The 12,111-nt window shown below is 74.9% G+C and carries 11 protein-coding genes and 1 pseudogene; 9 read left to right on the top strand and 3 right to left on the bottom strand.

All coding sequences use genetic code 11. From position 1 onward, the window contains the following. Positions 1–3 precede the first annotated feature (3 nt). A complete protein-coding gene (locus ET495_RS02450; RefSeq protein WP_129202340.1) occupies positions 4–654 on the bottom strand; it encodes a CDP-alcohol phosphatidyltransferase family protein in 651 nt (216 codons plus the stop codon). Between the two features lie 67 nt (positions 655–721). Here ET495_RS02450 and miaA point away from each other — a divergent pair, with 67 nt between their 5' ends. Beyond that, entirely contained in the window at positions 722–1,708 is a 987-nt protein-coding gene (gene miaA / locus ET495_RS02455; protein ID WP_129202342.1) for a tRNA (adenosine(37)-N6)-dimethylallyltransferase MiaA, read from the top strand. Positions 1,709–1,736: 28 nt separating this feature from the next. Further along, entirely contained in the window at positions 1,737–2,666 is a 930-nt protein-coding gene (gene dapF, locus ET495_RS02460; protein ID WP_129202344.1) for a diaminopimelate epimerase, read from the top strand. A 12-nt stretch (positions 2,667–2,678) separates the two neighbouring features. On the opposite strand, the gene ET495_RS02465 is transcribed toward dapF, so the two are convergent. Both ET495_RS02465 and ET495_RS02470 read right to left on the bottom strand, forming a co-directional pair. Beyond that, positions 2,679–3,335, bottom strand: a complete 657-nt coding sequence (locus ET495_RS02465) for a class I SAM-dependent methyltransferase (protein ID WP_425471186.1) — start codon at positions 3,333–3,335, stop codon at positions 2,679–2,681. A 9-nt stretch (positions 3,336–3,344) separates the two neighbouring features. Then, positions 3,345–4,112: an IclR family transcriptional regulator gene (locus ET495_RS02470; protein ID WP_245993265.1), complete on the bottom strand. Its 768-nt coding sequence runs from the start codon at positions 4,110–4,112 to the stop codon at positions 3,345–3,347. Between the two features lie 202 nt (positions 4,113–4,314). Between ET495_RS02470 and ET495_RS18405 the strand changes: the two genes are divergently transcribed. From ET495_RS18405 to ET495_RS02495, 7 genes and pseudogenes are all read left to right on the top strand, one after another. Beyond that, complete coding sequence (locus ET495_RS18405) at positions 4,315–4,785, top strand: hypothetical protein (RefSeq protein WP_162616337.1); 471 nt, start codon at positions 4,315–4,317, stop codon at positions 4,783–4,785. Continuing rightward, entirely contained in the window at positions 4,728–5,561 is an 834-nt protein-coding gene (locus ET495_RS02475; protein ID WP_162616338.1) for a hypothetical protein, read from the top strand. Before ET495_RS18405 ends, ET495_RS02475 begins: the two co-directional genes overlap by 58 nt. A gap of 146 nt (positions 5,562–5,707) precedes the next feature. Beyond that, a pseudogene (locus ET495_RS19335) lies at positions 5,708–5,977 on the top strand (amidohydrolase family protein); the annotation flags it as partial. A gap of 53 nt (positions 5,978–6,030) precedes the next feature. Next, complete coding sequence (locus ET495_RS19340; RefSeq protein ID WP_342770141.1) at positions 6,031–6,903, top strand: amidohydrolase family protein; 873 nt, start codon at positions 6,031–6,033, stop codon at positions 6,901–6,903. A 186-nt stretch (positions 6,904–7,089) separates the two neighbouring features. Next, on the top strand, positions 7,090–8,640 hold the full coding sequence (hflX, locus tag ET495_RS02485) for a GTPase HflX (protein WP_129202348.1): 1,551 nt from the start codon (positions 7,090–7,092) through the stop codon (positions 8,638–8,640). A gap of 86 nt (positions 8,641–8,726) precedes the next feature. Further along, positions 8,727–10,790, top strand: a complete 2,064-nt coding sequence (locus ET495_RS02490; protein ID WP_129202350.1) for an ATP-dependent DNA helicase — start codon at positions 8,727–8,729, stop codon at positions 10,788–10,790. A 60-nt stretch (positions 10,791–10,850) separates the two neighbouring features. Beyond that, entirely contained in the window at positions 10,851–11,819 is a 969-nt protein-coding gene (locus ET495_RS02495) for an L-lactate dehydrogenase (RefSeq protein ID WP_211340896.1), read from the top strand. Positions 11,820–12,111 lie beyond the last annotated feature (292 nt).

Below are 12,111 nucleotides of genomic sequence, written 5' to 3' on the forward strand. Positions count from 1 at the left end.
TTCTCAGGCCGTCGCGGACGGCGCTGTCGGCGGGACGCTCGACGGCGCGGCGTCCACGCGGGCGGGGATCGGAAGGCCGAGACGCAGCAGCCACCCGAGCGAGACGCACTTGAGCACCAGCAGCCCGGCGGCCACGACGGTGCCGACCCACGGCGTCGACGTCACCAGCAGCAGCACCGCGAAGAGGGCCGAGTTGACCGCCTTGCCCGGCTTGGACCAGTTCCACGCCCAGATGCGCCGGTCGACGTCGTAGAAGTAGTTCGGGCTGCGCACCGACCACGCGAGGAACGCCAGCGACAGGAACGCGTCGACCACGAGGAACTCGAACAGGTACACGCCCACCGGAACCGCGTTCTGCGGCAGCAGCCACACGAGGCCGAGGTAGAACGCGGCCGCGTTGAGCCGGTCGCACAACAGGTCGAGCACCGCTCCGATGCGCGTCTCGCACCCCAGGAACCGGGCGACCGCGCCGTCGAGCATGTCGCCCACCCAGTACACGCCCAGCCCGGCGACCAGCAGCGTGAGACTGTGCTGGTGGGCGGCCACGAGACACAGCGCGAGCGATGCGAGGGTTCGGACCGCCGTGACCGCCGTCGCCGGGGTCCACAGGCGCTCCGACGCGGGATCAGCGTCGATGTCGGAGGGACGTTGCATGCCCGGAGGGTAGCCCTACGTCGGGGGTGGTCGTGGGCAGGACCCGCGTCTCACGTAGCGTGGGCCCGTGATCGTCGTCGCCGTCGTGGGCCCCACCGCCACCGGGAAGTCGGACCTCGCCATCGATCTCGCACAGGCGCTGTCGCAGCCCGGCGTGCCCGCCGAGATCGTCAACGCCGACGCCTACCAGCTCTACCGCGGGATGGACGTCGGCACGGCCAAGGTCCCGCCCGGCGAGCGGCGCGGCATCGTCCACCACCAGCTCGACGTGCTCGACCCCGGCCAGGACGCGTCGGTCGCGCGATACCAGGCCGCGGCGCGTGCCGACCTCGACGCGATCGCCGCGCGCGGCGCGCGCGCCGTCGTCGTCGGCGGGTCGGGGCTGTACGTGCGCGCCCTGCTCGACCACCTCGACTTCCCCGGCACCGACCCTGCCGTGCGCGCCGGGCTCGAGGAGCGTGCCGAGCGCGAGGGGCGGCGGGCGCTGCACGCCGAGCTCGCGCGTCTCGACCCCGCTGCGGCGGCGAGCATCGGCCCGCACAACACGCGCCGCATCGTGCGCGCCCTCGAGGTCATCGCGATCACGGGGCGGCCCTACTCCGCCAACCTGCCCCGCCAGGAGTACGTGCGACCGGCCGTCCAGATCGGGCTCGACTGCGACCGGGAGGCGCTCGACGCGCGCGTGACCGCCCGTGTCGAGCGCATGTGGGCCGCCGGCCTCGTCGAGGAGGTACGCGGCCTCGCGGGCCCCGACCAGGGCGGGACAGGTCTCGGCCTGGGTGCGACGGCGGCCCGCGCCGTCGGGTACGCCGAGGTGCTCGGGCTGCTCTCGGGCCGGTGCACGGCCGACGAGGCCCGCACCGAGATCACCGCCAACACCCGGCGGCTGGCGCGCAAGCAGATGGGCTGGTTCGGGCGAGACCCGCGCGTCCAGTGGCTGGACGCCGCCGCCCCCGACCTCGTCGAGCGCGCACTCGCGGTCGTGGCCGCCGCCGACGCCGGGACGCTGCCCGCGCCGGGAGACGCCCCCGTGCGCCGTAGTCTGGGGTCATGACGAGCGTGCCGACCGCCCCCGGCCACCCTTGCGGTTCACCAAGGGTCACGGCACGCACAACGACTTCGTGCTCGTCGCCGACACGCGCGGCGACCTCGACCTGACCCCCGAGCAGGTGCGGCGCCTGACCGACCGGCGCGGCGGCATCGGCGGCGACGGCGTCATCCGGCTCGCCCCCACGGCGGCGATGGCGCGCGCCGGCGAGACGATCGCCGACGACGTGCTCGCCGAGGAGCCGGCCGCCATCTGGTTCATGGACTACCGCAACGCCGACGGCTCCGTCGCCGAGATGTGCGGCAACGGGGTGCGCGTCTTCACCGCGTTCGCCGAGGCGCTCGGCCTCGCCACGCTCGACGGCGGCGCCGAGCTCGCGCTCGGCACGCGCGCGGGCGTCAAACGCGTCCGCAAGGAGACCGGACCCGACGGCGCCCCCTGGTACGCCGTCGACATGGGCCGGTGGCTGCTGCCCGGCGGCCCCGACGCCGAGGCCGCCGGCGCGGACGCCGCCGTCGCGGTCCACGGGTGGGCGGCGCCCCGGCCCGCGCTGTCGGTCGACCTCGGCAACCCGCACACCGTCGTCGCCCTCGGGTCGACGGCCGAGCTCGACGCGCTCGACCTCACGCGCGCCCCGCAGGTCGCCCCCCACCCGCCGCACGGCACCAACGTCGAGCTCGTGGTGCCGCTCGGCGAGAGCGCTGGCGGCGACGGCACGGTCACCGGGCGGGTGCGCATGCGCGTCCACGAGCGCGGTGTCGGCGAGACGCAGTCGTGCGGCACCGGGGCGGTCGCCGCGGCGCTCGCGGTGCGGACGTGGGCTGCGGCGGGTGGCCGCCCGCCGGTCGACACCTGGTTCGTCGAGGTGCCCGGCGGCCTGCTGCGGGTGCGGGCCCTGCCGGGCGGGCGCGCCGAGCTCGCCGGGCCGGCCGAGCTCGTCTTCTCGGGTGAGGTGCGGGTCTGACGGCTCCCGGCGTCAGCGGTCGCGCGTGACGCGCAGCACGCGGTAGCCCTTGTCGCTGGCGGCGCGCACGACACGCACGCCGAGCGGGCCGGCGAGCTCCTCGGTGATCCAGCGCGCGAGCGAGTCGGCGCCGAGGTTCTTCTGCACGACCAGCCACGCGCCGTCGGCGTCCGACGACGTCGGCGCCAGCCGCGCCAGCCACGTGCGCAGCATCCCGTGAAGCACCTGCTTGCCGACACGGATCGGCGGGTTGGACCAGATCGCCGCGAACGTGACGTCGTCGGGCACGCCGCCGGGCCCGGGCGAGGCGGCGCGCACGTTGGCGAGGCCGAGCCGGGCGGCGTTGCGGCGCGTGAGGTCGAGCGCACGCTCGCTGACGTCGACCGCCCACACGGTCGCGCCCGGCGCCTCGGTCGCGAGCGTGAGCGCGATCGGCCCCCACCCGCAGCCGAGGTCGAGCAGGTCGCCCGACGGCGGTGGCGTGGGCGCCTCGTGCAGGAGCACGCGCGTACCAGGGTCGATGCGGCCCGGGGAGAACACGCCCGGGGCCACCTCGACGTCGACGTCACGTCCGGCGATGCGCACGGACACGGTGCGCCGCTCGGCGTCCGTCGCGGGCCCGCCCGTGAAGTAGTGCTCGGTCACGTCGGGCAGGTCGGCGTCGCTCACCCGGAAATCCTAGGCGCCACCGCCCAGGCGCCGGCCGATCTCGGCCGCGGCGCGTCCCAGAGCGACTGCCAGCTCCCCGCGCCGGGCGTCGTCGGCCACGGCGGAGGGGAACGAGAGCGCGACGCCCCCGAGCGGGAACCCGGTGTGCGCGACGATGGCCCGGCCTACCGACGCCACTCCTTCCATGACCTCGCCGTCCTCGACCGCGTACCCGCGCCGGCGCGTCAGGCGCAGGACCTCGCGCAGCTCGCCCAGGCTGCGCGGCCCCACCCCGGTGCGGTCGGCGAAGACCGCCCGGTTCGGGTACAGGGCGCGCACGTGCGCGGCCGGCAGGCGGGCCAGGATCGCGCGCCCGATCGCGGTCAGGTGGCTCGGCAGGCGCACCTCGACGTCGGTCACGAGCGGTGGACCGCCCGGCGCCCGCTCGTCGACGAGGTAGAGCACGTCGCGGCCGTCGAGCACCGCGAGGTGGGCGCTCAGGCCGGTCGCGTCGACCAGGCGCGCCAGCACGGGTCGGGCCAGCCGCGTCAGGGGTGCCTGCCGGGTGTAGGCGGTGGCGAGCGAGTGCGCGGCCGGCCCGAGCGTGTACCGACGCTCCTCGCGCAGGTGGGTGACGTAGCCCTCCTCGCGCAGCACCGTCAGCAGCCGGTACACCGACGAACGGGGCAGACCCAGGTGCTGGGCCACGGCGGCCGCGGGAGCCGGCCCTGCCCGGGCAGCGAGGTGGTCGAGGACGCGCAGCGCACTGCGCACGGCCGGCACGTCGCTGTGAGGCATGTCAACGACCATAGCGGCTTGCGGCGGTGTCTCGGATACGAGACACAATGGGCTCCGCGCGGCCCCCGCAGGCCCGGGCGAGCGTGTGGCATGGAGGCATGAGCAACCCTGGCACCGCCCGCGGCGGCGACGCAGCGGGGCGCAGGCCGCGGGTGCCGGCGCACGAGCAGACCATGCGCGAGCGGACCGTGGCAGGTGTCGCATGACCCGCCCCGCCGAGGCGCCTGCGACGGGCCGGCTCGCGGCGATGCTCGACGATCTCGCGGGCATCGGACGCACCGAGCGCGGGAGGTACTCACGCTTCGCGTGGACCGCGACCGACCTGGAGCTGCGTGAGTGGTTCGTCGCGCAGGCGGCCGCGCGAGGGCTCGACGTCACGGTCGATCGCGCGGGCAACCAGTGGGCGTGGTGGGGCGACCCGGACACGGAGGGACCGGGCGTCGTCTCGGGCAGCCACCTGGACTCGGCGCCCCACGGCGGAGCGCTCGACGGCCCGCTCGGGGTGCTGTCGGCCTTCATCACGATCGACGTGCTGCGCGACTGCGGCATGGTGCCCGCCGCCCCGCTCGGCGTCGTCAACTTCACCGGCACGCTGGGTGCGCGGTTCGGCCTGCCGTGCGTAGGTTCGCGCGTGCTGACGGGCGCTGCGACCCCGAGCGTGTCCTTCGCCTGACGGACGCCGACGGCGTCACCCTCGCGGAGGCGCTCGGCCGCGCCGGCCGCGCCGCCGGGCTCCCCGGCGGCGACCCCAGGGACTGGTACGGAGCGGATCCCGAGGCGCTCGCACGCGTCGGCGCGTTCGTCGAGCTGCACACCGAGGAAGGTGCCGTTCACGGCCTCTCCGGCCATGGGGACCCGCCCGTGGCGGTCGGCGAGGGCGTCTGGCCGCACGGGCGCTGGCGCGCCGACCTGCGCGGCGGCGAGGACGGCGCGGGACCCGCGGGGCGCGCCCGGCGAGACGACCCGATGCGCGCGCTCGCCGGCCTCGTGCGGAAGATGCGCGCTGCGGCCGAGCGGCACTCCGTCGTCGCGAGCGTCGGCAAGGTACGGGTCGATCCCGGCCACGCGGACGTGCACCACCCGCGCGTCTCGGCATGGATCGACGTCCGAGGTCCGCGTGAGGCCGACGTGCGCGCGGCCGCCGACGCGCTCGGCATGCTCACCCTGGAGTCCTGGAGCCCGGCCGTGCACTTCGACGATGCGCTGGCCGCCCGCGTCTCGGCCGTCGTCGGCCGCAGCGCCTACGGGACGGGGGCCGCCCCGCGCGTGCCGACGGGTGCCGGGCACGACGCCGGCGTCCTCGCCTCCGCGTGGGTGCCGACCGCGATGATCTTCGTCCGCGACCCGGACAGGGCGGCGGCGCGCGACGACGACGCCACGCCCGCCGCGCGCGCCGGGGCGGCGCTGACGCACGTCCTGGCCGACCTGGCGGGAACGGTGAAGGGTTGAGCGCAGATCCACCGTCGTTCTGGGCCCCCTGCGCGTGGCTGCCCGAGGGTCCCGCACGTGAGGTCCGCATCGAGACCCGAGGCGGCACCATCAGCGCCGTGCTCGCGGGGGTTGCCCCGCGCCGCGGCGACCACCGGTTGCCGGGGATGGCGTTCCCCGGGTTCGCCAACGTCCACTCGCACGCGTTCCACCGCGCGCTGCGGGGGAGGACGCACCGCGAGCGGGGGACGTTCTGGACGTGGCGAGAGCAGATGTACGCGCTTGCCGAGGTGCTGACCCCCGACGGGCTGTTCACCATCGCCCGCGCCGTCTATGCCGAGATGGCGCTCTCCGGCATCACCGCGGTCGGCGAGTTCCACTACGTCCACCACCCCGCCCACGGGGGCCGGTACGGCGACCCCAACATCATGGCGCGCGCGCTGCAGGCCGCCGCCCGCGACGTCGGGATCCGCCTCACGCTGCTCGACACGTGCTACCTGTCCGGGGGCTCACCCCGGCCGGCCCGCGCCCGCTCGACGCGCTCCAGCTGCGGTTCTCGGACGGAGACGTCGCCGCCTGGGCGGAGCGGGTCGACGAGCTCGCCGACGCGCCGGGGATGCGCGTGGGCGCCGCGGTGCACTCGGTGCGCGCCGTGTCGCGCGACGGCCTGGCACGTGTGGCCGGGTGGGCCCGTGACAGGTCCGCGCCGCTGCACGTCCACCTCTCGGAGCAGCCCGCCGAGAACGAGGACTGCATGGCCGCGTACCGTCGCACACCCACCCAGGTGCTTCACGACGCCGGGGTGCTGGGACCGCGCACGACCGCCGTCCACGCGGTCCACCTCTCCGACGACGACGTGGCGCTGCTGGGCGGGACGCGCACGTCGGTGTGCCTGTGCCCGACGGCGGAGCGCGACCTCGGCGACGGGTGCGCGCCCGGGGCGGCGCTGCGCGCCGCCGGCTCGGCGTTGTGTCTCGGATCGGACCAGCACGCGGTCGTCGACCTGTTCGCCGAGGCGCGCGCCGTCGAGGAGCACGAGCGGCTCGTCCGCGGGATCAGGGGAGTGCTGTCACCGGAGATGCTCGTGCGGGCACTGACCAGCGACGGACACCGGGCGATCGGCTGGCCCGAGGCGGGTGTGCTGCGGCCCGACGCCCCCGCCGACATCGTCGTGGTGCGCACCGACACGGTCCGGACCGCGGCCGTCGACGCCGCCCAGCTCGTCATGACCGCCTCGGCAGCCGACGTCGACACGGTGATCGTCGGCGGGCACACGGTCGTCCGCGGCGGCCACCACGTGCGTGGTGACGTCGGCGCCCTGCTCGCCGACGCCGTCGGCGCGCTGTGGCGGGCGGCGTCGTGAGCCGCGGCGACGCGGCGAGCGGCCTTCGCGCGGGGTCTCCCGGACCGGCGTCGCGCTCGCGCGCCCCTCGCTGACGTGGTGAGCCGCCTGCGGTGAAAATGCCGGGGACCGGGACGGGGCGGCGTGGGAAACTTGTTGTCACGAACACCGGGCACACCGGTGCACCCACCGCGCGAGAGGCACGCCTTGACCCAGACCCCGCAGGACCCGCACGCTCCGACCCCGGAGCACGCCGACGACGCTCCCGCCGCCGACCACAGCGCGCAGGCCATCGCGAACGACGTCGTGGCACGGGTCCTCGCCCGGGCGGGGACGGCGCGTGCCGAGGGCGGAACCGTGCACATGACCCACGACGGCGACCAGCTCGACCTCGAGGAACGCACCGCGCTGCGCCGCGTGGTCGGCCTGTCGACCGAGCTCGAGGACGTCACCGAGGTCGAGTACCGCCAGCTCCGCCTCGAGAAGGTCGTGCTCGTCGGCCTCTACTCGGGCGGAGAGGCCGCGGCCGCGGAGGCCGAGGTCTCGCTGCGCGAGCTCGCCGCCCTCGCCGAGACCGCCGGTTCCCAGGTGCTCGACGGTCTGCTCCAGCGCCGCCAGAAGCCCGACCCCGGCACGTACCTCGGCTCGGGCAAGGCTGCCGAGCTGGCCGACGTCGTGCGTGCGGTCGGCGCCGACACCGTCGTGGCCGACACCGAGCTCGCGCCGTCACAGCGGCGCGCGCTCGAGGACATCGTCAAGGTCAAGGTCGTCGACCGGACCGCCCTGATCCTCGACATCTTCGCCCAGCACGCCAAGTCGCGTGAGGGCAAGGCACAGGTCGAGCTCGCGCAGCTCGAGTACCTCCTGCCGCGCCTGCGCGGCTGGGGCGAGTCCATGTCCCGCCAGGCGGGCGGCCAGGTCTCCGGTGGTGCCGGCATGGGCTCGCGCGGCCCCGGCGAGACGAAGATCGAGCTCGACCGCCGCCGCATCCGCAACCGCATGGCCAAGCTGCGCCGCGAGATCAAGGACATGGCCCCCTCGCGCGCGACCAAGCGGCTCGAACGCAAGCGGCACTCCATCCCCAACGTCGCCATCGCCGGCTACACCAACGCCGGCAAGTCGTCGCTGCTCAACGCCCTGACCGACGCGGGCGTGCTCGTGGAGAACGCGCTGTTCGCCACGCTCGACCCCACCGTGCGGCGGGCGCGCACCGACGACGGGCGCGTGTACACGCTCGCCGACACCGTCGGGTTCGTGCGCCACCTGCCCCACCAGCTCGTCGAAGCGTTCCGCTCCACGCTCGAAGAGGTGGGCGACGCCGCACTGCTGCTGCACGTGGTCGACGCGTCGCACCCCGACCCCGAGGGGCAGATCACCGCGGTGCGTGAGGTGCTCGCGGAGATCCCCGGCATCGACGACGTCCCCGAGGTCGTCGTGCTCAACAAGGCCGACGTCGCCGACCCCACCGTCGTCGGGCGCATTCAGCGGCGCGAGCCGCGCACCGTCGTCGTCTCGGCCCACACCGGCGAAGGCATCGCCGAGCTGCGCGCCCTGATCGCAGGCGAGCTGCCGAGGCCCGACGTCGCGATCGACGTCGTCGTGCCCTACTCGCGCGGCGACCTGGTCCACCGCGTCCACCAGTCGGGCGAGATCGACCACGAGGAACACCTCGCGGCCGGGACGCTGCTGCGCGGGCGCGTCGACGAGGCGCTCGCGGCCGAGCTCGAACGGGTGAAGGTCGTCACGACTGCCGGGTGAACGCCGCGACCGTTCGGTCGCGGCCTCCTGTGGACGGCGGGCGTCGGGTGCGTGGCGCGGTGCCCCGGCGTGCCTAGGATCGTCTGGTGACCACCGCCCCCGACGCCGCCGAGAGCGCCGACGCCGAGGTCGCCTCGGTCGAGGAGCTGCTCGATCTCGCCGTCGCGCGGCTGGGCGGCGGGCGACGCGAGGGCCAGCACCGCATGGCGGTCGAGGTCGACGCGGCCGTCGAGGGTCGGCGCCACCTCCTGGTCCAGGCCGGCACGGGCACCGGCAAGTCGCTCGGCTACCTCGTGCCGGCGGTGCGGCACGCCGTCCTCGCCGACGAGCGCGTCATCGTGTCCACGGCGACGCTCGCGCTCCAGCGACAGGTGGTCACCCGCGACCTGCCGCTCGTCGCCGACGCCGTCGCCCCGCTGCTGCCGCGCACCCCGAAGGTCGCGCTGCTCAAGGGCTGGCACAACTACCTGTGCCGGCACAAGACGAGCGGCGGGTACCCCGCCGACGACGCGACGCTGTTCGACCTGTCCGCGCTCGCACCCGGAGAAGGCGCTGCGGACCACCCCGCCGAGGCCGGCAGGACCCACCGCGACGACGGGACGGCGTCGCTCGCAGACCACGTGCGGCGGCTGCACGCCTGGGCGCGCGAGACGGACAGCGGCGACCGGGACGAGCTCGTTCCAGGCGTCCCGGACCGGGCCTGGCGTCAGGTCTCGGTCACCTCGCTCGAATGCCTCGGGCAGCGCTGCCCGCTGCTCGCCGAGTGCTTCCCCGAGCAGGCGCGCGCAGCGGCGCGCGAGGCCGACGTCGTCGTCACCAACCACGCCATGCTCGGCATCGCCGTCTCGGGGAACCCGGGCGTGCTGCCCGAGCACGGCGTCGTGATCGTCGACGAGGCGCACGAGCTCGCCGACCGTGTCACCTCGGCGGCGACGGTCGACCTGTCGCTGACGACCATCGAGCACGCGGCGCGGCTCGCACGCCGCCACGCCGCCACCGAGACCACGCAGCTCGACGCAGCGGCGCAGGCGTTCGGCTCTCTCGTCGCCCAGGCACCCGCGGGCACCTTCCCGCTGGGCCTGCCCGACGACCTGCGTACCGCGGTCTCAGCCGTGCGAGACGCGGCACGCGAGCTGCTGACACGCGTCAAGCCCGACGGCAAGGCCAAGGACACCCCGCCCAACGGGGGGTCCAAGATGGCGCAGTCCGCGGTGCTCCAGCTCTTCGAGGTCGCCGAGCGCATGGCCGCCGAGGACACGTCGGGCGACGTGCTGTGGTGCGCCCGCCCCGGCGAAGGGCCAGGATCGGGCTGGGGTGACGGCGTCTCCCGGCTGCACGCGGCGCCGCTCCACGTCGCCGGGCTCATCCGGGCAGGCCTGCTGGCGGAGTCGGCGGGTGTCTTCACGTCGGCGACGCTCACCCTGGGTGGCCGGTTCGACGCCGTCGCCGGGTCGCTCGGCCTCGGCCGCGACGGCGACGAGGGTGGGGACTGGACGGGCATCGACGTCGGCAGCCCGTTCGACTACCCCCGCCAGGGCATCCTCTATGTCGCCCGCCACCTGCCGGCACCGGGCCGCGAGCCCACCACCGAGGCCCAGTTCGACGAGATCGCCGGGCTCATCGAGGCCGCCGGCGGGCGCACGCTCGGGCTGTTCTCCTCGCGGCGCGCGGTCGACGCCGCCGCCGAGGCCATGCGTGCGCGGCTCGACGTCCCCGTGCTCGCGCAGGGTGACGACCAGCTCCCCACGCTCGTGCAGCAGTTCGCCGCGGACCCTGCCACGTGCCTGTTCGGGACGCTCTCGCTGTGGCAGGGCGTCGATGTCCCCGGGGCCTCGTGCCAGCTCGTGCTCATCGACCGCATCCCGTTCCCGCGCCCTGACGACCCCGTGCGCTCGGCGCGTGCGCGCGCCGTCGAGCAGTCCGGGGGCAACGGGTTCATGCAGGTCTCCGCGACGCATGCCGCGCTCCTGCTCGCCCAGGGTGCCGGGAGGCTGATCCGCACCACGGATGACCGTGGCGTCGTCGCGGTGCTCGATCCGCGCCTCGTGACCGCGCGCTACGGCACCTTCTTGACACGGTCGATGCCGGACTTCTGGCCCACGACCGACACTGCAGTCGTGCGTGCTGCGCTGCGCCGACTCGACACCTAGTCTGGGCGGCGGCACGGTCCTCCGGGACCGGGCCGCCGCACGCCACCCACGGAGGACCACGTGACCGTTCCCGCTCTGCGGAGCACCACCACCAAGCTTGCGATCGTCGGCGCCGGCGCGGTGGGGTCGACCCTCGCCTATGCCGCGCTGATGCGCGGGACGGCGCGCACCGTCGCACTGCTCGACGTGAACCGGCAGAAGGTGGAGGCCGAGGTCCTCGACCTCCAGCACGGCATGATGTTCATCCCGCCCGCCGAGATCGTCGGATCCGACGACGTCGAGGTGTGCCGCGGTGCGGACGTCGTCGTCATCACCGCGGGAGCCAAGCAGCAGCCGGGCCAGACGCGGCTCGACCTCGCAGAGGCCACCATCGGGCTGACGAAGAAGATCCTCCCCGGCCTGCTCGACGTCGCGCCCGACGCGATCTACATCATGGTCACCAACCCCGTCGACATCGTCACCTATGCCGCGCAGAAGATCTCCGGCCTCCCGCGCGAACGAGTCTTCGGCTCGGGAACCGTGCTCGACTCCTCGCGCCTGCGTGCCGCCCTCGCCCTTCACTGCGGCGTCGCAGTGGGCAACGTGCACGCCTACATCGCAGGCGAGCACGGCGACTCCGAGATCGTGCTGTGGAGCTCGGCGACCATCGGCGGCGTGCCCTTGCTCGAATGGAAGGCCCTGCCCGGGCGCGGCGAGCTCGGCGAGACCGAGCGCGCAGCCATCGCGCACGAGGTCGTCGACTCCGCCTACCGGATCATCGCCGGCAAGGGGGCGACCAACTACGCCGTCGGCCTGGCATCGACCCGCATCATCGAGGCCGTGCTCAAGAACGAGCACCGCGTCCTGACCGTCTCCTCGCGTCTCGACGACTACTACGGCGTGACCGACGTATGCCTGTCGGTCCCGTCCGTCGTGGACCGTCGGGGGGTGCCGGAGGTGCTGCGGGTGCCGCTGTCCGATGCGGAGATCGCGGGGCTGACGGCGTCGGCCGAGAGCATGAAGGCGGTCCAGAAGCGGTTCGGACTGTAGGTCGCAGCGTCGCCGGTGCGGCACGCGTGACCGACCGTCCTCGAGGACTGGCCGCGATCCTTCGGCGCTGGGGTTCACGGGGCGGCGGTGCCGATCTCGCGCGCCCCGTCTGAACGCGCCCTGTCTCATCGGCGCACCCGTCTCGACGCGCCCTGCCTCGGCGCGCTCGTTTCGGCGCACCAGTTTCGGCGCGCTCGTTTCGGCGCGCCCGTTTCGGCGCGCCCTGCCTCGGCGCGCTCGTTTCGGCGCGCCCGTTTCAGCGCGCCCGTTTCGGCGCGCCCGTTTCGGCGCA

Origin of the sequence: Xylanimonas allomyrinae, assembly GCF_004135345.1 — a bacterium.
GTDB classification, from domain to species: domain Bacteria; phylum Actinomycetota; class Actinomycetes; order Actinomycetales; family Cellulomonadaceae; genus Xylanimonas; species Xylanimonas allomyrinae.

What these genes read in the sequence shown, in the direction of transcription:
- ET495_RS02450 (WP_129202340.1), bottom strand. Translation starts at nt 654, where the DNA reads ATGCAACGTCCCTCCGACATCGACGCTGATCCCGCGTCGGAGCGCCTG.
- ET495_RS18405 (WP_162616337.1), top strand. Translation starts at nt 4,315, where the DNA reads ATGACCCGCCCCGCCGAGGCGCCTGCGACGGGCCGGCTCGCGGCGATG.
- ET495_RS02470 (WP_245993265.1), bottom strand. Translation starts at nt 4,112, where the DNA reads ATGCCTCACAGCGACGTGCCGGCCGTGCGCAGTGCGCTGCGCGTCCTC.